Source organism: Ruegeria sp. YTSA144, from assembly GCF_059610125.1.
This window is the reverse complement of record NZ_JBXWNA010000008.1, coordinates 63469-83256: the sequence shown is the minus strand read 5'-3', so window position 1 is coordinate 83256 and position 19788 is coordinate 63469. Positions and strand designations below refer to the sequence as shown.

Here is a 19788-nt window from a genome sequence, read left to right as displayed (position 1 = left end):
TCATCCTGACAGTGGTTCGCGAACCTGCACCAAATCCATGAAAATGGATCGATAGGATGGCGGCAAGCACCACGGATTGAATTACCAAGGCCTTGCGACACAGACAATTCATTCGGAAAAAGCCTGGCCCCGACCAGCGGTGCGTTTGCCCGGCAGATGATCGATAAACTCCGGATCGTTCACCATGCCGTGTCGCTTGGCCACCATCGCAGCTTGATATTCTGGATGGGAACCGAAGCTTTGATGCAATCGTCCTTCCGATTGGAAGGGGCGCAATTGGCACGTTATGGGAATTGCGCAGTGGATGATGTGTTTAGGCTGTCGGTTGGTCTGGAAGACCCCGAAGACCTGATTGCGGATTTGGCGCAGGTCCTTGAGCCGTCCGGGACAGCGGTCGCTCAGTCGGCGTTGTTGATCCGACCGCGCATTTCCTCGGCCTCTTGCCGCGCGGCGCGCAGACCGTCCATGGCTGCGGCCAGTTCTGCCTCTGTCTGGGTCAGCTGATTGGTCAGCTCGGCTTCGCGCTGCTGAAGGTAGGTTATGGCCTGATCGCGGGTTTCTTCCGCTTCGTGCAGTTCCTGGCTCATGCGATCCAGATCAGCGACGTCGCTTTGGCGGACGCGGGACAGGCGGTGTGCCAGCCAGTTGGCAAACCAACCCATGCAGAAGGCCGCAAACAGAATGACGGCAGTGGCGATGATGAATTCGGTTCTGTTCAACTTACTGGTCCTCTGCATCCGCATCAGGTGCGGTCGTTTCGGTCTGATCCGTTTCAGGCGCGTCAGCCTCGGCCTCAGCCTCAAGCGCTTCGAGACCTGTTTCCGAGGCCTCGACAGGCTCGGGGCGGATCAGCCGGAACTCGATCCGCCGGTTTTCCTCGCGGCCTTCTTCGGTGTCGTTGTCCGCGATGGGCTGTGTTTCACCGTACCCGACGGCAGTATAGCTGCTGGTGGGAATGCGCCGCCCGCGCAGCTCGTTCAGAATCGATTGCGCCCGTGCCTGGCTGAGCTGCTGGTTCATCTCTTCGCGGCCCTGGCTGTCCGTATGGCCCTGGATCTCCAGCCGGATCGGCCCGCAGTCGCGCAGGATGTCGGCGATCTGGTTCACCGTATCGCGCGAGTCGGATGCGATCGTTGCCGATCCGGGTTCGAACGCAATTTTGCTGACGGTCTGGATTTCGGCGATCTGCGCTTCGCAGACTTCAGGATCGGGCAGCGCGTCTTCGGGCTCTGGCGGCGGCTGATAAGTGATCGTCAGGGTGAATTCCTGCCCTTCGCCCAGCTTGTCCGACAACTGACCTGCGATCCGGGCCTTGGCATCTTCTTCATGGCTGAGGCCAGTCAGTTCGACCGAGCCTGGTGTTACGGTCAGGGCTCCGTTGTGAAGCTGGGCCAACGCCTCCAGGCCGGCCAGAACACGCACCGGCCAATCTGCCGGAAGCCTCGGCGCGATGCGGGTCGCGGTATAGACCTGATTCGAGCCGAAGGCCGCGCGGGCATAGCTGTCGACCATGTCCCGCAACGTTTCATCCCCCAGACGCCCTCGCAGTTGCACAAGCCCTTCGGGGCTGCGGGTCGCCGAGAACTCGATGGGCCCGGTCTGTTCGCTGGTTTCAGGTTCCGGCAGCACGGCATGCAGGGCAAAGACCTGAGGCAACGCTGTTTCAAGTTCACCTACAACCCGGTCAAACAAGGCTGGATCGGTGCCTTGTGACGCGACCAGGGTGATGTCCGCATCCGACATCGTGACCGAGCCTTTGCCGATTCTGGCCAGTGCCCGAATGCTCTTCTCGGCGGCTTCGGGCCAGCGTGGCGAGGGCTCGCCCAGACCGATGGTGCAGGAATATGGCCCCGACAAGCCGGCATCGCGCGCAGCGGTCACGATCCGGTCGCGCGCTTTTGCATCCTGTGCCGAACAGGCGTCAAATTGCCCACCGTCTTCGTTGATCAGAAAACGCAGCGTAAAGGGCGTAATGACGGGCCGGGGGGCCGAAATCGCCAGCCCGATCCGCAGGCTGGGCGGTGCGGCGCGGGTCAGATCTTGTTCGAGACGTTGTTTTTCCTGTTGGCTGTCCGCAATGGCGGTGATTTTGACCAAATCGGCGTTTGCGGAAATTTTGGCACGCGGCAGGCTGGCCAAAGCCTCGATGGCATAGGATATCGCTGCATCCCAACCGTCGGGCTTGGGGTAATCCGCCGTTTCCATCAGGTCCGAGACCGCGATGTTGCGGTCGAGATTGCTCAGCCGTCTGATCAGGTCGTCCCTGTCTTCACTGGCGGGGATCAGACCGATGATCGAGATACCGTGATCATTGCGCAGAATTTCTGCCGAAAAGCGTGGTGACGCCAGGGCAGAGGTCGCTTCGACCTCCATTTCGTCGATTACGCGGGACGCATCGACCTCGGTCCCGGCTGCGGTCAGCGCGTTGAACCGTGTCGCCTCATCCGGTGCAATCCCGGTCAGGACCACGCGCAAGCCGTCTGACTCGACCTCGGCCCAGTCGTGCCCTTTGAGGTCAAGCGCCCGGCGCACGGCGAATTCCGATGTCTCTTCGATCTTTGTGACGGCATAGCTGGCTGCCAAAAGCGACAGCCCGGCTGACACAAGAAAGATCAGGGAAACAACGATAAAATACGGCAGACGCATATTTGGGTTTGACACTCCTCAGGCGGTTGGGCCGATCTTTACAGGCCCCGTTCAGCAGGTGCAATCAGAGCAACAGGGCGACGCAGAGGAAGATCAGCGGAATCAAGCCAGTGTCGCGGTTGACCCTGAACAATTGCAACAGCCTGGCATTGTCTTCGATGTCCAGCGCGCGGAGTTGCCACATCATGTGCCAGCCCATTGCCCAAGGTCCACAGAGCGCAACACCCAATGCCAGCATCGAGGCATCCGGCACCCCTGCATCGACGATGGCCAGCCCCATCAGCGACACGGTCGCCACCAAAAAATACTTCAGCCACCGCGCTGTATCGGCTCCGAACAGACGAGCGGTTGATTTGATGCCGATCAGTTCGTCATCCTCGGCATCCTGATGCGCATAGATGGTATCGTAGAACAGGGTCCACGCGATTCCAGACAGGTACAGCGTCACCGCTGGCCATCCCACGGAACCGCTATGCGCCGCCCAGGCCAGAAGGGCGCCCCAGTTGAAAGCCAGCCCCAGGAACACCTGAGGCCACCACGTAAACCGTTTGGCAAACGGATAGATTGTCACGGGCAGCAGGGACAGTACGCCCATGGCGATTGCCGCCTGATTGAAGCTGAGAAGGATGCCAAGCGCCAGAATGCATTGCAGGACCATCCACGCCGCGGCCTGCCGGACACTGACCTGACCCGAAGGAATCGGGCGCGAGCGAGTGCGTTCGACTTGCCCGTCGAATTCCCGGTCCGTGATGTCATTCCAGGTGCAACCGGCGCCCCGCATCAGAAAGGCCCCGAATGCGCATCCCATGGCGATCCAAAGATCTTCCCAACGTGGCTGACCGTCGTTCAGGATCGCCAGCGCCAGCCCCCACCAACAGGGAATCAGCAGCAGCCATGTCCCGATGGGCCGGTCCGCGCGGCTGAGGCGCAGATAGGGGCGGGCAAAGGCCGGGGCACGGGTGTCGACCCAGTTGCCACTGACGGCATCAGCGACTTGACCATCTGGTGTTGGGGCATTGCCTTGCATATGTAGGGTCTCATGAGTGCGAAGATCAGACTGTATGTAGAGCAGCCCTTGGGTCAGGGGCAATCGGTTCCTTTGACGCGCGACCAGGCGCACTATCTGTTTGGTGTCATGCGCCTTGCGGTCAAAGGGCAGGTCGCCCTGTTCAACGGACAGGACGGAGAGTGGTTGGCCGAAGTCTCGGAGGCGGGAAAACGCGGCGGGACGCTGACCTGCCTTAAGCAGACGAAACCGTTGCAGTTGCCGCCCGATCTGTGGTTCCTGTTTGCACCGATCAAAAAGGCCCGCACCGATTTCATCGTGGAAAAAGCCGCCGAAATGGGCGCGGCGCGTATCATGCCGGTGCAGACCGAGTTCACCAATTCCGAACGCATCCGACAAGATCGGTTGCAGGCCCATGCCGTCGAGGCGGCCGAACAGTGCGGCGGAACCTTCGTGCCCGAGGTTGCCGATTTGCAGCGGTTGGATCGGCTGCTGGATGCATGGCCCGAAGATCGACAACTGATGTTCTGCAACGAAGCCGAGGTTGGATCGGCCCTGCGACTGGCCGCCAATGAAAAAGGACGGCCCTGGGCGATTCTCATCGGTCCCGAAGGAGGGTTTTCCGACAAGGAACGCGCGCGTCTGACGGGGTTGCCCTATGCGCATGTTGTCAGCCTTGGCCCGCGTATCCTGCGGGCCGACACGGCGGCAGTCGCTGCGCTGACCATGTGGCAGCAGGCGCTGGGGGATTGGGCGTGATCCGAGAGGCCTCGCCGTCTGATGCCCCGGCCATTGAGGCGTTTTTGGCCAAACATCCCGATACTTCCATGTTTCTGCGCAGCAACCTGTTGGCGCACGGGATTGGATTTGGAGACGATGACCACTCCACCCGGTTCTTCATTTGGGGGAAGGATCGCATCCAAGGCGTATTCGGCCTGACCAAAAAGGGTTACCTGATGGCGCAACTGCCCGATTGCTCGCCAGAGGCCGCTCAGGCCTTTGCGGGCCGGATCGCAGGTCAGACCGTACTGGGCATGACAGGGGCTGCACAACAGGTTGAGATGATATTGGACGCGCTAGGGCTTGGACAGGCCTGTTACCGCCTGCATCATGATGAACCCCTGTACCGCCTGGATCTGGGCAAAATCCCAGAGGCACCGATTCCATTTCGTGCCCTGTCCGAGGCAGACCGCCCGTTACTGACGCGTTGGTTTGCGGATTACTTCGAGGATACCGACCAGGCCAAAGGGCAAGAGGCGCATGATATGGCCTCCGAACGGATCACCACCGATATTCAATCAGGCAGGGCGATTGTCATGCTGGAAGACGACGCCCCCGTAGCCATGGCCGCCATCAATGCATCAGTCCGGGATCAGGTTCAGGTCGGCGGTGTATTTGTGCCGCGCGAGAACAGAAACCGTGGGCTCGGGCGCAAGGTCACAACAGCTGTGCTGCAAAAGGCGAGGACCGAGGGCGCGAACACGGCCATCCTGTTCGCCAACAATCCACCTGCCGCGCGAGCCTATGAGGCGATGGGGTTTCAGCAGATCGGCTGGTATCGGATCGCCCTGTTGCAAACACCACAAAAGGTGCTGTCATGAGTTTCATCCGACCCGAGGCCAAACTGGCCCTGTGGCGCTGGCGCGAAGTGTTGGTTGCCGGGTTTGTCCTGATCCTCGGTCTCAGCTGGATCAACGGGCCCGGTGGTCTGCTGGGGTGGATCGGTTGGCTGCTTGTCGCTGTCGCAATCGCCCTGGCGGTGATCGGGGTGCAGCGCGCGCGGTTCAGGACCGGCTCCGGCGGACAGGGTGTCGTGACCGTCGATGAAGGTCAGATCACCTATTTCGGCCCACTGGATGGCGGTGTCATCGCCACGCGCGAGATCGAGCGGCTGGCGCTCGATCCGACCTCGACGCCGGCGCATTGGGTGTTGGAACAACCGGGTCAGGCCGTGCTTCACATTCCTGTGAATGCGGAAGGGGCCGAGGCGCTGTTCGATGTCTTCTCGGCGCTTCCGGGCCTGAAAACCGAGCATATGCTGGCCGAACTGAACAGTGGATCGGCCCATCCGGTAGTAATTTGGGAGCGTACGCCCTCGCGCCCTGCACACCTTCGGCTGCATTGACACCGGCGCGGTTTGCCCCCACGACTGGCCAAAAGAAAGACACATCAGGATCGGAGCACGGTTCATGTCCATCCCTCAGTCCGGCGGCGGTCCGATCGAACGCCACGAGCAATTGGCCGAATATCTGGAGTCGGGCTGCAAGCCCAAGGCAGACTGGCGCATCGGCACCGAGCATGAGAAATTCGGCTACTGCAAGGACACGCTGAAACCGTTGCCCTTCGAGGGCACCCGTTCGATTGTGGCCGTGCTGGAAGGTTTGCGGGATCGGCACGGTTGGGCCGAAGTCCGCGAAGCGGGTCATCTGATTGGTCTGGAAAAGGACGGCGCCAATGTCAGCCTGGAGCCGGGCGGCGCGCTGGAGCTGTCGGGTGCTCCGCTCGAGACCATCCACGAAACCTGCGATGAGGTGAACACCCACCTGCGTGAGGTGAAAGACATCGCAGATGAGATCGGCGTGGGTTTCATCGGTCTGGGCGCGGCACCGACCTGGACACACGAGGAAATGCCGTTGATGCCCAAGGGGCGTTACCGGCTGATGAACGACTATATGGAAAAGGTCGGCACCATGGGCCGCGCCATGATGCGGCGGACCTGCACGGTTCAGGTCAACATTGATTTCGGGTCCGAGGCCGACATGGTGCAGAAACTGCGCGTGGCGCTGGCCTTGCAGCCGGTGGCAACGGCGTTGTTTGCGAACTCGCCCTTTTTCGAAGGCAAGGTAAATGGCCAGAAAAGCTGGCGCAGTTACATCTGGCGGCATCTGGACGATGCGCGTACGGGCATGCTGCCTTTCGTGTTCGAAGACGGATTTGGGTTCGAACGTTACGTGCAATACGCGCTCGATGTTCCGATGTATTTCGTCTATCGCGACGGCCAGTACATCAATGCGCTGGGCATGTCTTTCCGCGACTTCCTGAAAGGCGAACTGCCCGCGCTGCCGGGGGAAACACCCACGCTCAGCGATTGGGCCGATCACCTGACCACCGCCTTTCCCGAAGCACGGATCAAGAAATTCATGGAAATGCGCGGGGCCGATGGTGGACCATGGCGGCGCCTGTGTGCCTTGCCCGCCTTCTGGGTTGGCCTGACTTACGATCAGACGGCCCTGGACGCGGCCTGGGATCTGGTCAAAGGCTGGGACACCGAGACCCGCGAGGCGCTGCGTGTCGCGGCGGCCAAGGACGGGCTTCAGGCACAGGTCGGCAACATCAACATGCACGATCTGGCGCGTGAGGTTGTTGCGATCTCCGAGTCAGGCCTGAAAGCCCGCGCCTATCCCGGGGCCGGTGGACTGGTGCCGGACGAGACCCATTTCCTCAACGCGCTCAAGGACAGCATCCAAAGCGGGAAAGTGCCTGCGGATGAGTTGCTGGAACACTACAACGGCGACTGGAACGGTGATCTGACCCGGATTTTCCCCGAATACAGCTATTGATCCGCCCGGTCCCGCTTGCATTCGCGGGGCTGGCCCGATAGCAGGTTGGCGACCAAATTCAGAGGGCGTCATGGACGATCTTAAGGCAAAATATCTGGGCCAAATCGCCGAGGCAGGCGACGAGAACGCGCTTGAGGCGATCCGCGTCGCCGCCGTGGGCAAAAAAGGCGAAGTCGCGCTGAAGATGCGCGAGTTGGGTAAAATGACGCCCGAGGAACGCCAGGTGGCAGGCCCCGCGCTGAATGCCCTGAAGGATGAGATCAACTCGGCCCTGTCCGCCAAAAAGGCCGCTTTGGCCGATGCCGCGCTGGATGAGCGTCTGCGCACCGAATGGCTGGATGTCACCCTGCCGACACGCCCGCGCCGTCAGGGCTCGATCCACCCGGTCAGCCAGGCGACCGAGGAACTGACCGCGATCTTTGCCGAACTGGGATTCTCGGTGGCCGAAGGGCCGCGGATCGAAGACGATTGGTACAATTTTGACGCGCTGAACATCCCCGGACACCACCCCGCGCGGGCCGAGATGGACACGTTCTACATGCACCGCGCCGAGGGCGACAATCGCCCGCCGCATGTTCTGCGCACCCATACGTCTCCGGTCCAGATCCGCTCGATGGAGAAACAGGGCGCGCCGATCCGCGTCATCTGTCCGGGCGGTGTGTATCGCGCCGACTATGACCAGACGCACACGCCGATGTTCCATCAGGTCGAAGGGCTGGCCATCGACAAGGACATCTCGATGGCGAACCTGAAATGGGTTCTGGAAGAATTCGTGAAGGCGTTCTTTGAGGTCGACGATGTCGAGCTGCGCTTCCGCGCCTCGCACTTCCCGTTCACCGAGCCGTCGGCCGAGGTCGATATCCGCTGTTCGTGGGATAACGGTCAGCTGAAGATCGGCGAGGGCGACGACTGGATGGAGATTTTGGGCTCGGGCATGGTCCACCCCAAGGTGATCGCCGCCGGAGGGATTGATCCGGATGTCTATCAGGGCTTTGCGTTCGGGATTGGGATCGACCGTCTGGCGATGCTGAAATATGGCATTCCGGATTTGCGGGCGTTCTTTGATTCTGATCTGCGCTGGCTGCGTCACTATGGGTTTGCGGCGTTGGATATGCCGAACCTGCATGGTGGTTTGAGTCGGTGAGTGAATGGGCGATCCCGTTCGCAACCGGGGTAGTTGCCGGACTGGTTGGCGCTTGGGGTGCGTACTTCTTTGCTCTTAGACGTGACAAAGAAGAACGCAGGCGTGAACGCATTGTTACTCATCTGATTGAAGCCTATCGCAATCTTGAGGATGCGGCTGGTAGAAACCCTTTGCCGGAGGAAAAGAAACGGCGAGTGGAGTCTTCACTAGGTGCCATTTTCTTGTTTGGCTCGAAAGACGCCGCTGAAGAAGCTAAGCGCCTCACCAAAGAAATCGCGCTGGGCACCGGTAGCATGTTGCCGCTTCTAATGATCCTTCGGCGAGACTTGCGAAGTGAATTGGGATTGGAGCGGCACGAAGTCGAGCCAAATTTTCTTCGGTTTGATTCTGAGAACTAGTATGCGCGTCGCAAAGGCCGATAGGTCTCGGCGCCATCGGTCGTTTATTGAGGTGCCATTGGTTCGAGCCCAATGGACGACACCGCCCGCACGGGCTGGCGATTTGTCTCCGTTAGCCCTCCGTTTGAACGGCACACGGATTTGGCTAGCATAAATTGCCCACCACTCCCCGAAGATCGCCATCCCGCGGTCTGGCAATGGCGCGGCTTGTGATCTAGCCTGACAGACGGGCGACAGCGCGGCTTGTTACATGTTCCCACGGGGTTGTGACGTGACATGGGCCTCAGGCTGGGTAGGGTCAGCCGAATGACATATCGACTGCTCTGCCTGTTTCTGCTGATCGCCACCCAAGCTGCCGCCGTGGATACCTGCCATGGCGATATTGCGTGTAAGATTGGTGACCGTTCCTATCATGTGCGGGAACCCGAGGGCTGGGACGGGCAAAGCCCTCTGCCGGTATTGCTGCATTTCCACGGCTGGGCGCGGCAGGGGACCGTGGTGGTGAACCATGAACGCATAGCCGGGGCCACGAAACTGCGCGGCGTGTTGTTGGTGGCCCCGAACGGGCTGGGCAAAAGCTGGGATTTTTGGTCTGCGGATACGCGGGATGTGCCCTTTGCCGACGCGGTGCTGGAGGAAGTCGCCAAGCGCTATCCGATTGACCCCGAACGCATCTATGTTTCGGGCTATTCCTATGGCGGTGCGATGGCGTGGCGCTATGTCTGCCAGTCGGGCAATGACATCTCCGCCTTGCTGGCCGTTGCGGGCAGCATCCGCCAGACCGAAGATTGCCCCGAAGCCCCGCGCGAGGTGCGCCATGTGCACGGGCTGGACGACACGGTGATGGATTTCCCCTTTGGGCCGGGCGGCGACAAGACCTATCCGGTGGCGCTGTGGCGCGAGAAATACAACTGCAACGGTGCAACCCCGCGAGGGGATTGGAGCGTGAAGCCCTTTCTGACGCTCAGCCGTGTGGAATGGACCGATTGTGTGCAGGGGCAGGTGGTGCTGGACACCCATCCGGGTGGGCATTTCATCCCCCATGGCTGGATCGGGCGGCAACTGGACGAGCTTTTGGGCCGCACCCCCACCTATCCGTGACCCGCAGCGCTTGCACCTTGGCGCATTCTTTGTCATTGCCTGTGCCGACTGGATGTTTGCCAAAAAAGGCCCCGAGCAATGAAATTCACTTTGTCCTGGCTGAAAGACCACCTCGATACCGATGCGTCGGTTGATGAGATCACTGAGGCGTTGACCGACCTTGGCCTTGAGGTCGAAGAGGTCATCAACCCGGCTGACAAGCTCAAGGACTTTACGCTGGGCTATGTGAAACACGCGGAAAAACACCCCGACGCCGACAAGCTGCGCGTCTGCAAGGTGGACACGGATGAAGGCGAATTGCAGATCATCTGCGGCGCGCCCAACGCCCGCGAAGGCATTACCGTCGTCGTCTGCAAGCCGGGCATGTATATCCCCGGTCTGGACCTGACGATCAGCGTCGGCAAGATCCGCGGTGTCGAAAGCTTTGGCATGATGGCGTCCGAGCGCGAGCTGGAGTTGTCGGACGAACATGACGGCATCATCGAGTTGCCCTCGGGCGAGGTCGGTGACAGATTCGTTGATTGGCTTGCCGAGAATGACCCCGCCAAGATCGATCCGGTGATCGAGATCGCGATCACTCCGAACCGGCCCGATGCGCTGGGCGTGGAAGGCATCGCGCGTGATCTGGCGGCGCGTGGGATCGGCACTCTGAAACAGCGCGACTACGTGCCGGTGCCAGGCGATTTCGAAAGCCCGATCAAAGTATCGATTGACGAGGATACGCTGGATGGTTGCCCGCATTTCACGGGCCGCCTTATCAAGGGCGTCAAGAACGGCCCCAGCCCGCAGTGGTTGCAGGATCAGTTGAAGGCGATCGGGCTGCGTCCGATTTCGGCGCTGGTGGATATCACCAACTACATGACCTTTGACCATAACCGCCCGCTGCATGTGTTTGACGCGGACAAGGTGCAGGGCAACCTTCGCGTTCATCGCGCCAAAGGCGGTGAAACCCTGGTGGCGCTGGACGAAAAGGAATACACGCTTCAGCCCGGCATGATGGTTATTTCCGATGACAAAGGGCCGGAATCCATCGCAGGCATCATGGGCGGTCAGGAAACCGGCTGCACCGAGGACACTGTGAATGTGTTCCTGGAGAGCGCGTTCTGGGATCATGTGCAGATCGCGCTGACGGGTCGGGCGCTGAAGATCAATTCGGACGCGCGGTATCGGTTCGAACGCGGCGTGGACCCTGAATACACGCTGGAAGGGCTTGAGCACGCAACCCAGTTGATTCTGGACATCTGCGGCGGTGAAGCGTCCAAAGTGGTCGAGGCGGGCAAAGCGCCGAACCACGCGCGCGCGTACAAGTTGGATGCCGAACGGGTGCAGTCTCTGGTCGGGATGGACATTCCCGAAAGCGAACAGCGTCAGACGCTGACCCGGCTGGGTTTCCGTCTGGAGGGCGAGATGGCCCACGTGCCCAGCTGGCGCCCCGATATCATGGGTGAGGCCGATCTGGTGGAAGAGGTCGCACGAATCGCCTCGTTGACCAAATTGCAGGGCAAGCCCTTGCCGCGTGTCACCGATGGTATTCCCAAGCCGGTGATGACACCGATGCAACGCCGCCAGTCCATGGCGCGCCGCACCTGCGCCGCGCTGGGTTACAACGAATGCGTCAGCTATACGTTCATCGATCAGGCTTCGGCTGCTTTGTTCGGTGGAGGTGACGATGCGACCATGCTGGAAAATCCGATCTCGTCCGAGATGAGCCACATGCGCCCCGATCTGCTGCCCGGATTGTTGCAGGCCGCGGCCCGCAATCAGGCACGCGGATACGCCGATGTCGCCCTGTTCGAAGTCGGCCCCGTTTTCCATGATGGCGAACCCGGCGACCAGAAAACCCAGATCGCCGGCCTGCTGGTTGGCCGCAACGGCCCCAAGGATGTGCACGGGGCCTCGCGCCCGGTGGATGTCTTTGATGCCAAGGCGGATGCCGAGGCCGTTCTTGCGGCGATCGGAGCACCGGCCAAGGCACAGATTCTGCGCGACGGCGATGCCTGGTGGCATCCGGGTCGTCACGGCAAGATCTGCCTGGGGCCGAAAAAGGTGCTGGGTGTCTTTGGTGAGCTGCACCCGCGCGTGTTGCAGGCGATGGATATCAAGGGTCCGGCAATGGCCTTTACGATCTGGCCGGACGAGGTTCCCTTGCCCCGCAAGTCCGGTGCCACACGTGCCGCATTGGAATTGCGTGATTTGCAAGCGGTCGAACGGGATTTTGCCTTTGTCGTTGATGAAAACGTCGAGGCGCTGACATTGGTGAATGCGGCGGCAGGCGCCGACAAGGCGCTGATCGAAGATGTGCGTGTCTTTGACGAATTCATCGGCGGCAGCCTGGGTGAAGGTAAAAAATCGCTGGCCATCACGGTACGTTTGCAGCCCACGGACCAGACGCTGAAGGAAAAGGACATCGAAGCGGTGGCCGAAAAGATTATCGCCAAAGTCTCCAAGGCGACCGGCGGTGTTCTGCGGGGCTGATGCAGGGCCGCCTCCGGCGGGAGTATTTCAGAAAAGATGAAGGGGCGGTGGCGCCCTTTTGCGTGTTTACGGAGGACGAAAGATGCTGAATGTGTACCTCTCTGGCGAAATCCATACCGATTGGCGCGAACAGATCATCGACGGCGCACAGGGGTTGGATATCACCTTCAACGGCCCGGTGACGGACCACGCGGCAAGCGACGATTGCGGCGTTGCCATTCTTGGGGAAGAGCCGAACAAATACTGGCATGACCACAAGGGTGCGATGGTCAACGCGATCCGGACCCGCAAGGGCATTTCGGATGCTGACGTGGTGGTTGTCCGGTTTGGCGACAAGTACAAACAGTGGAACGCGGCTTTTGATGCGGGTTATGCCGCAGCGCTGGGCAAATCCATCATCGTGCTGCACGGTCCCGACCATCAGCACGCGTTGAAAGAAGTTGATGCAGCCGCGTTGGCCGTGGCGGAAAAGCCCGCGCAGGTGGTCGAAATCCTGCGGTATGTGCTGACGGGCGCACTGCCGGGCTGAGCTTTGCGAAGAGGGTGCCAGCTTTGGCACCCTTCCTATCGCGAAACCGTTTAAGCGCGTGCGGGTATGGTCTTGCCGCGCTGCACCGCCGGGCGCTGCATGAAACGGTCGACATAGGCGACGACATTGGCGTAGTCGTCCCAGCCGACAACCTCTTTCGCGCCATAGAAGTCCAAAGCATTCAGCCAGGGGGCAAGAGCGATATCGGCGATGGAGTAATCGCCTGCGATCCAGTCCTGCCCGTCCAGTTGCATGTTGACCACGTTCAGAAGGCGTTTGGCCTCGTTGATATAGCGTTCGCGCGGTCGGGGGTCTTCGATTTCGCTGCCTGCGAATTTGTAGAAAAAGCCAAGCTGACCAAACATTGGTCCCACGCCCCCCATCTGGAACATCAGCCATTGCGTAATGCGATGCTTGTCTGCTGCGCTTTGTCCCAGCAACTTGCCTGATTTCTCGGCCAGATACAGCAGGATCGCGCCGCTTTCGAACAGGGTCAGCGGCTTACCGTCCGGCCCGTTGGGATCGATGATGGCGGGGATTTTGTTGTTTGGGTTCAGCGACAGAAACGCGGGGCTTTTGACATCCGCATCCGATAGCGTCACCAGATGGGGCTCATAGGGCAGGCCGGTTTCCTCCAGCATGATCGACGCCTTTACGCCGTTTGGAGTCGGATAGGAATACAGTTGAATCCTGTCCGGGGATTGCGCGGGCCAACGCGCCATGATCGGATGAGGGTTGTTGTCCAGCATTGGGGGCTCCTGTTTGGGTGTCTGTGTAAAAGCTAGGGGCCACGCCTGATTAAATTAAGCCCTTTGCAATGTGCATTTCCGGTCAGGCCGTGTTTTCTGGCGAACAGAGGGGAATTCCAGTGAAACTGGCACCTAGACCGGAAATCAAACTTGGCTCACAATCTGGTGACCCCCGCGAAAACCTCGCGGGTTTCTTGCTGTTGAAAGGAGATGGGCGTGGATGAGGTCGTAACACAGGTGGGAGCATATGCCCCGCTGATCATGAGTGCCGTCAAGGCGCTTGTCGTTCTGATCCTGGGCTGGATCGTAGCTGGTGCAATCGGCGGCATGGTTCGCCGCCGGATCAATTCGACGCCGCATATTGATCCGACGCTTGGGAACTTTTCGGCAAGCCTGGTCAAATGGGCCATTCTCGCCATGGTTCTGGTTGCCGTTCTGGGTATCTTCGGAATTGAAGCCACCAGCATCGTCGCCATTCTGGGTGCCGCATCGCTGGCCATCGGTCTGGCGCTTCAAGGCACGCTCAGCGATCTGGCGGCCGGTGTGATGCTGGTTGTCTTCCGGCCCTACAAGTTGGGTCAGTTTGTTGATATCGGCGGCACGTCGGGCACCGTAAAGGACCTGAACCTGTTCACGACCGAGCTGGTGACGCCTGATAATGTGCAGATCATCGTTCCGAACGGTCAGTCATGGGGTTCGATCATCACGAACTACTCTGCCCATGACACGCGCCGTGTCGATCTGGTGTTCGGAATCGACTATGGGGACAGCGCGGACAAAGCCATGCAGATCATTCTGGATGTGGCCAAAGCGGACAGTCGCATTCACAGCGACCCGGAACCATGGGTTCGGGTTACGAACCTGGGTGACAGTTCGGTGGATCTGACGGCACGGCTGTGGTGCTCGGCACCAGACTATTGGGATGTCAAATTCGAGCTGACGAAAACGATCAAGGAAGCCTTTGACGACAAAGGTATTTCGATCCCTTATCCCCATTCGGTGGAGATCCAGAAACAGGGGTGACGGCTCCCGCCCGTCGATCGGGCATTCGAAAATGCCCTCCTCCCGTTGGGCCGGGCACCGCGCAAGGGCGCGGTGCCCTTTTCTTTGTTCAAACCGTCGCCTCGAGTCCGACCGCGCCACGCCTGCGGCGTGGCGCTATGCCCAACGCTGGAAATCGCTTTTCAAAAGCGATTTCAGGGGCGGGAGTGTTCACGACTTGACGATCACGTTGGGTGAAACAACGTCGATACCAAGGGCCTTGCCGACCGCATAGTAGGTCAGCTTGCCAGCGTGGACGTTCAGGCCTTCCAGCAGATGCGGATCGTCCTGACACGCCTGTTTCCAGCCTTTATCCGCCAGAGACAGCATGAACGGCATCGTGGCGTTGCCCAGGGCGATGGTCGAGGTGCGCGCAACGGCGCCCGGCATGTTGGCAACGCAGTAGTGCATGATGCCATCGACATCGTAGATCGGATCGGCATGGGTGGTGGCTTTTGACGTCTCGAAGCACCCACCCTGGTCGATGGCAACATCGACAAGTACGGCACCGGGTTTCATCGTCGACAACTGAGCTCGCGAGACAAGTTTCGGAGCCGCAGCGCCGGGGATCAGAACGGCACCGATGACCATATCTGCATCCTGGATCAGCTCGGCCGTGGCGCCTGCGGTCGAATACTGGTTCTTGAAGGTTCCGCCAAAGACGTCATCCAGATAGCGCAGCCGCGGCAAGGAGCGGTCCAGAACGGTGACATCCGCGCCCATTCCGGCAGCGATCTTTGCCGCATGAGTTCCTACGACGCCGCCGCCGATAACGACCACTTTGGCAGGGCCGACACCGGGTACGCCACCCATCAGAACGCCGCGCCCGCCATTGGCCTTTTGCAGTGTCCACGACCCGACCTGAGGGGCCAGGCGACCGGCGACTTCGGACATCGGTGCCAGCAGAGGCAGGCCGCCGTTCGCGTCGGTTACGGTCTCATAGGCGATGGCAGTACAACCTGATTCCAGCAGGTCATGCGTCTGATCCGGGTCCGGAGCCAGGTGCAGATAAGTGAACAGCAGCTGCCCTTCGCGCAGCATCTTGCGTTCCACGGCCTGGGGTTCCTTGACCTTCACGATCATGTCGGCGGTGGCAAATACTTCTTCCGCAGTGTCGATGATATGCGCGCCTGCCGCGACATAGGCGTCATTGTCGAAACCTGCGCCGATGCCTGCACCGGATTCGATAAGGACTTCGTGACCACGTGCAACAGCTTCCTGAGCAGCATTGGGCGTCATCCCGACGCGGAATTCCTGGGGTTTGATTTCCTTGGGGCAACCGATTTTCATGGGGGTCTCCGTTCCTAAACTGCTTAAATTATGTGCATTTCGCAGCGCAATTTCTGTGAAAGAAAACGTGTCGATACGCTTTTCTTTGGAAGAATTTCGCGTAACATGTCGAAATCTTGCATAGGACTTGCATAAATGAGCTTGGATGCGACTGATCGAAAGATTCTTGCGGCACTTCAGAAAAACGGCAGGATGTCGAATTCGGAATTGTCTGAACAGGTCAACCTGTCTCCGTCCGCTTGCCACCGGCGTGTTCAGCGGCTGGAGGTTGAAGGCTACATTCGCAACTACGTGGCTTTGCTGGATGCGCGGAAGATGAACGTGCCGACAACGGTCTTTGTCGAGATCACGCTACAGGGTCAGGCCGAAGAGGTTCTGGATGCGTTTGAAAAAGCGGTGGCCCGGATACCGGATGTGCTGGAATGCCATCTGATGGCCGGTACGGCGGATTACATTCTGAAAGTCGTGGCGGAAAACACCGAAGATTTCGCCCGCATCCATCGCCAATACCTGTCGCGCTTGCCCGGGGTGGCGCAAATGCAAAGCTCGTTTGCCCTGCGTACCGTGTTCAAGACCACTGCCTTGCCCGTCTGATTGTCATAAAGGTCCGGGATAGGTGAACAGAAAAAGGTGGGTCAGGTTGAAGCCGAAATGCATCATCACAGGTACCCACAGGCGCCTGGTTGCATAGTATCCCAATCCGCAGGCCAGCCCGAGAATGGAAGCAAAACCCACGAGCGCCGGACCTCCGACGAAATTGGCCAGTCCGAACAGCAGGCCGGCAGCGATCACCCCGGGTGACATCAATCCTGTCACCGAGGCAATGCTGATGAACAAAACCAGCAACGACAAGCCGATGCCTGTCCGCCGGGACAGCGCCATCAATTGCGCTGATATCAGAACAAGCCAGGGCCAGATCGCGAGCAACGCGGAAAGAAGGAATGTCACAATCGTCTCATCTGTTTCACGCACCCCGTGATGCCGCACCAAAACGAGGCAATGCAAGCAGCCATGGTGAAGCGCAATGCATTGCGTCAATTCAGACGCTTGTATCCCGCGGGCCAGATGTACAAATTCAGGGGAAAGACCGTATACCCGCGCTGGACCTGATTTGCAGGCGTGACAACAGCCGCAGGACTCGTGACCCTCGCATCAATTTATCTGATGACATCAGGTGGTTACACGGGCCCGATATGGTCCGAACCCGAAGACCGAGAAGGAGCTGACCTTGGACAACGAAAAAACTGGCGCCCCCAAAGACTGGCTGGAAGCCGAGCTGGAGGACACGCTGGACGAAGATTTCGAGATAGAATTCAGTGAGCCGATGCTGTCGATGGAAGTCCGGAAAATCTATCGGGAACAGCATCCGGACATGTTGGATCGCAAGGTTTACTTCCGCAACCTGCTGCGCCTGCAAGCTGAACTGATCAAGGTTCAGGACTGGGTACAGCATACCGGGGCCAAGGTCTGTATCCTGTTTGAAGGCCGTGACAGTGCCGGTAAAGGGGGCGTGATCAAGCGGATCACCCAGCGTCTGAACCCGCGCGTGGCGCGCGTGGTCGCGTTGCCGGCACCCAGCCGCCGCGAGCAAAGCCAGTGGTATTTCCAGCGCTATGTACCGCATCTGCCGGCGGCGGGAGAAATCGTTCTGTTCGACCGCTCGTGGTACAACCGGGCGGGGGTCGAGCGGGTGATGGGTTTTGCGTCCGAGGACCAGGTTGAACAGTTCTTTCAGGACGTCCCCGAATTCGAACGGATGCTGGTGCGGTCAGGGATCATTCTGCTGAAATACTGGTTCTCGATCACGGACGAGGAACAGCAGTTGCGATTCCTCATGCGTATTCACGATCCGATGAAACAATGGAAGCTGTCGCCGATGGATCTGGAATCCCGCATCCGCTGGGAATCCTACACAAAGGCCAAAGAGGATATGCTTTTCCGAACCAATATTCCCGAGGCCCCGTGGTACATCGTCGAAGGCAATGACAAGAAACGCGAAAGGCTGAACTGCATCGAGCATCTTTTGACAAAAATCCCGTACGAGGACGTGCCTCAGGAAAAGGTCAATCTGCCCGACCGCAAGTACAACCCGGAATACGAACGCCGCGTTTTGCCGGATGAGCTTTACGTACCAAAGATCTATTGAAGCAAAATCAGGCTCTGAGCCGGAATATGCGAGGCCGACACGGCCGGCCTCGCACAGGGTCAACTGATCAGGCTGCATCCATCATGCAGTCAAAGTGGAAGAAGTTGACCATTGTGATGTCACAGTCATCGACGTCGGCGGTTTCGGTGCCCGCAGGCTCGGATTCCGTTTCCGGCGTGGCGTCGGCGGTCGGCATCATGTCGATATCATTGGTGTCTGCCACGTCCGTGTCGCCGTTCACATCGTCACCCCAGTTGAACTCGTCAAACTGCGCTTGCAGGTTTTCGAGGAAACTGGCGATTTCATCCAGGAAAGCCTGAACGTCAAAGCAGAATGCTTCGGGCTCACCGCCATCAACCACTTCGGTGTCCGGCGTTTCGGGTTCCGGCTCTTCGGTTTCGGTGACGTCGGTATCTGGTGCATCGGGTGTTGGTTCTTCGGTTCCGGGCATTTCGGGTTCCGGTTCCTCGGTCTCGGTGACGTCAGTATCCGGCGTTTCGGGCTCCGGCTCTTCGGGCTCCGGCTCTTCGGTCTCGGTGACGTCGGTGTCTGGTGTCTCGGGTATAGGCGCTTCGGTTCCGGGAGTCTCAGTTCCTGGCTCTTCGGTTTCGGTGACGTCAGTATCGGGTGTTTCGACTTCCGGCTCTTCTGGTACGGCAACTTCGTCCGGCGTGGTTGGCGGAACGGGCGGTGTGTTCGTATTGCCGTTGTCCAGCATGACTGCCGCGTCGGTTGCGGCAAAGTTCTGGGTGACCATCACCGCATCAAAGCCCTGCATGTCACCGGTTTCGACGCCGATCCCGATATATTTGAAATCCGGATTCAGGATATTGGCGCGGTGGCCCGGGCTGTTCATCAGGTTCTGGTGCAACTGCGCCACGTCATCGCTGATGCCGGGCTGCCCGCGTTCGGACTGCCATGCGATGTTTTCGCCGGTCCGCCAGTTTCCCTCAAGATCGAATCCGGCGTCTTGCATCCGCTGGGTTGCACTGGAACCGCCCGAACCGGTGTGACTGAACGTGTCTGTGTCCAGCATCCAGGTGCTGTGATCTTCGGATGAATCGTTCAGCTGCGTCTCAAGTTGCAGCGGGTTGAGCCCGCGGGATGTGCGTTCCTGGTTTATCAGCCCCAGCATCTCGCGTTCGAATGTACTTGCAGTCGACATTTTTGCCTCCGTTTGTGTTTGTGTCCTTCCGGACGGGCTCACTTAGAGGTGGGGGTGTCGACGGTGGTAGGGGGCGGTTCACTTCAGGCGAGTTTTGGCAACCCGATGCTACCGATGCGGGATTCGCTGCGCTGCAAAATGCCGGGCAAAATGTTGCTGGTGAGGAAATGGCGGCTTGTCGCACAGCCGGTACCACGAGTCGGCGGATTGAAACCGATCCCCGAAACGACAAACCCCCGGGCGATGCCTCGGGGGTCGTCAAATAGTGTCATCCAAAGCTGGACGAGGAAAGTCTTAGAGCAGACCTTCGCGCTGTGCTTTCTTGCGTGCCAGTTTACGGGCACGACGGATCGCTTCAGCCTTCTCGCGCGCTTTTTTCTCGGACGGTTTCTCGAAATGTTGCTTCAGCTTCATTTCACGGAACACGCCTTCGCGCTGCAGCTTTTTCTTCAGGGCACGAAGCGCCTGATCGACGTTGTTGTCGCGAACACTAACCTGCATGTGGTTGTCACCACCTTTCTAGATAGAGTTGCAAGGA

Annotated in this window: 22 protein-coding genes; 13 read left to right on the top strand and 9 right to left on the bottom strand. The window is 59.5% G+C overall.

From position 1 onward, the window contains the following. Positions 1-108 precede the first annotated feature (108 nt). Positions 109-249, bottom strand: a complete 141-nt coding sequence (locus tag AC2FF8_RS16585; protein WP_496880274.1) for a hypothetical protein — start codon at positions 247-249, stop codon at positions 109-111. Here AC2FF8_RS16585 and AC2FF8_RS16580 point away from each other — a divergent pair. Continuing rightward, on the top strand, positions 190-504 hold the full coding sequence (locus AC2FF8_RS16580; RefSeq protein ID WP_496880273.1) for a hypothetical protein: 315 nt from the start codon (positions 190-192) through the stop codon (positions 502-504). The two genes, AC2FF8_RS16585 and AC2FF8_RS16580, sit on opposite strands and share 60 nt — an antisense overlap. Here the strand turns inward: AC2FF8_RS16580 and AC2FF8_RS16575 are convergent. The 3 genes from AC2FF8_RS16575 to ubiA form a co-directional block, all read right to left on the bottom strand. Next, positions 399-719 carry a hypothetical protein gene (locus AC2FF8_RS16575; RefSeq protein WP_117870533.1) on the bottom strand — a complete coding sequence of 107 codons (321 nt, stop codon included), beginning with the start codon at positions 717-719 and terminating at the stop codon, positions 399-401. The two genes, AC2FF8_RS16580 and AC2FF8_RS16575, sit on opposite strands and share 106 nt — an antisense overlap. A gap of 1 nt (position 720) precedes the next feature. Further along, positions 721-2646 (bottom strand): OmpA family protein, encoded by a 1926-nt coding sequence (locus AC2FF8_RS16570; RefSeq protein ID WP_496880242.1) that lies wholly within the window; start codon positions 2644-2646, stop codon positions 721-723. 64 nt (positions 2647-2710) lie between these two features. Further along, the gene (ubiA, locus tag AC2FF8_RS16565) at positions 2711-3673 is read right to left on the bottom strand and encodes a 4-hydroxybenzoate octaprenyltransferase (protein WP_480683531.1); all 963 of its coding nucleotides are present in this window, start codon (positions 3671-3673) and stop codon (positions 2711-2713) included. A 12-nt stretch (positions 3674-3685) separates the two neighbouring features. Here ubiA and AC2FF8_RS16560 point away from each other — a divergent pair, with 12 nt between their 5' ends. The 9 genes from AC2FF8_RS16560 to AC2FF8_RS16520 all read left to right on the top strand — a co-directional run bounded on the left by AC2FF8_RS16560 (position 3686) and on the right by AC2FF8_RS16520 (position 12859). After that, positions 3686-4411 (top strand): 16S rRNA (uracil(1498)-N(3))-methyltransferase, encoded by a 726-nt coding sequence (locus AC2FF8_RS16560; RefSeq protein WP_496880241.1) that lies wholly within the window; start codon positions 3686-3688, stop codon positions 4409-4411. Between the two features lie 68 nt (positions 4412-4479). Next, positions 4480-5253 carry a GNAT family N-acetyltransferase gene (locus AC2FF8_RS16555; protein ID WP_496880240.1) on the top strand — a complete coding sequence of 258 codons (774 nt, stop codon included), beginning with the start codon at positions 4480-4482 and terminating at the stop codon, positions 5251-5253. After that, the gene (locus tag AC2FF8_RS16550) at positions 5250-5777 is read left to right on the top strand and encodes a hypothetical protein (RefSeq protein ID WP_496880239.1); all 528 of its coding nucleotides are present in this window, start codon (positions 5250-5252) and stop codon (positions 5775-5777) included. Before AC2FF8_RS16555 ends, AC2FF8_RS16550 begins: the two co-directional genes overlap by 4 nt. Before the next feature lie 64 nt (positions 5778-5841). After that, a complete protein-coding gene (locus AC2FF8_RS16545) occupies positions 5842-7212 on the top strand; it encodes a glutamate--cysteine ligase (RefSeq protein ID WP_170346276.1) in 1371 nt (456 codons plus the stop codon). A gap of 70 nt (positions 7213-7282) precedes the next feature. Further along, on the top strand, positions 7283-8356 hold the full coding sequence (pheS, locus tag AC2FF8_RS16540; RefSeq protein ID WP_496880238.1) for a phenylalanine--tRNA ligase subunit alpha: 1074 nt from the start codon (positions 7283-7285) through the stop codon (positions 8354-8356). Further along, positions 8353-8754 carry a hypothetical protein gene (locus AC2FF8_RS16535; protein ID WP_496880237.1) on the top strand — a complete coding sequence of 134 codons (402 nt, stop codon included), beginning with the start codon at positions 8353-8355 and terminating at the stop codon, positions 8752-8754. Before pheS ends, AC2FF8_RS16535 begins: the two co-directional genes overlap by 4 nt. Positions 8755-9060: 306 nt before the next feature. Beyond that, positions 9061-9855: a CE1 family esterase gene (locus AC2FF8_RS16530; RefSeq protein WP_496880236.1), complete on the top strand. Its 795-nt coding sequence runs from the start codon at positions 9061-9063 to the stop codon at positions 9853-9855. 78 nt (positions 9856-9933) lie between these two features. Beyond that, on the top strand, positions 9934-12330 hold the full coding sequence (gene pheT / locus AC2FF8_RS16525) for a phenylalanine--tRNA ligase subunit beta (protein WP_496880235.1): 2397 nt from the start codon (positions 9934-9936) through the stop codon (positions 12328-12330). An 82-nt stretch (positions 12331-12412) separates the two neighbouring features. Then, complete coding sequence (locus tag AC2FF8_RS16520; protein ID WP_170346281.1) at positions 12413-12859, top strand: YtoQ family protein; 447 nt, start codon at positions 12413-12415, stop codon at positions 12857-12859. A gap of 50 nt (positions 12860-12909) precedes the next feature. Here AC2FF8_RS16520 and AC2FF8_RS16515 read toward each other — a convergent pair whose 3' ends face one another. Continuing rightward, the gene (locus AC2FF8_RS16515) at positions 12910-13608 is read right to left on the bottom strand and encodes a glutathione S-transferase family protein (RefSeq protein ID WP_170346282.1); all 699 of its coding nucleotides are present in this window, start codon (positions 13606-13608) and stop codon (positions 12910-12912) included. Between the two features lie 261 nt (positions 13609-13869). Between AC2FF8_RS16515 and AC2FF8_RS16510 the strand changes: the two genes are divergently transcribed. After that, positions 13870-14631, top strand: a complete 762-nt coding sequence (locus AC2FF8_RS16510) for a mechanosensitive ion channel family protein (RefSeq protein ID WP_425079052.1) — start codon at positions 13870-13872, stop codon at positions 14629-14631. A gap of 189 nt (positions 14632-14820) precedes the next feature. On the opposite strand, the gene ald is transcribed toward AC2FF8_RS16510, so the two are convergent. Further along, positions 14821-15939, bottom strand: coding sequence for an alanine dehydrogenase (gene ald, locus AC2FF8_RS16505; protein ID WP_170346284.1), 1119 nt, complete (start codon positions 15937-15939; stop codon positions 14821-14823). A 135-nt stretch (positions 15940-16074) separates the two neighbouring features. On the opposite strand from ald, the gene AC2FF8_RS16500 reads away from it, so the two are divergent. Further along, positions 16075-16533: an Lrp/AsnC family transcriptional regulator gene (locus AC2FF8_RS16500; protein WP_170346285.1), complete on the top strand. Its 459-nt coding sequence runs from the start codon at positions 16075-16077 to the stop codon at positions 16531-16533. 3 nt (positions 16534-16536) lie between these two features. Here the strand turns inward: AC2FF8_RS16500 and AC2FF8_RS16495 are convergent, their stop codons facing one another. Next, positions 16537-16887, bottom strand: coding sequence for a CPBP family glutamic-type intramembrane protease (locus AC2FF8_RS16495; protein WP_496880234.1), 351 nt, complete (start codon positions 16885-16887; stop codon positions 16537-16539). Positions 16888-17167: 280 nt separating this feature from the next. Between AC2FF8_RS16495 and ppk2 the strand changes: the two genes are divergently transcribed. Further along, positions 17168-18085: a polyphosphate kinase 2 gene (gene ppk2 / locus AC2FF8_RS16490; protein WP_496873757.1), complete on the top strand. Its 918-nt coding sequence runs from the start codon at positions 17168-17170 to the stop codon at positions 18083-18085. Between the two features lie 67 nt (positions 18086-18152). Here ppk2 and AC2FF8_RS16485 read toward each other — a convergent pair whose 3' ends face one another. Further along, positions 18153-19250: a CAP domain-containing protein gene (locus tag AC2FF8_RS16485; protein ID WP_496880233.1), complete on the bottom strand. Its 1098-nt coding sequence runs from the start codon at positions 19248-19250 to the stop codon at positions 18153-18155. Between the two features lie 294 nt (positions 19251-19544). Continuing rightward, a complete protein-coding gene (gene rpsU, locus AC2FF8_RS16480; protein WP_005614280.1) occupies positions 19545-19751 on the bottom strand; it encodes a 30S ribosomal protein S21 in 207 nt (68 codons plus the stop codon). Positions 19752-19788 lie beyond the last annotated feature (37 nt).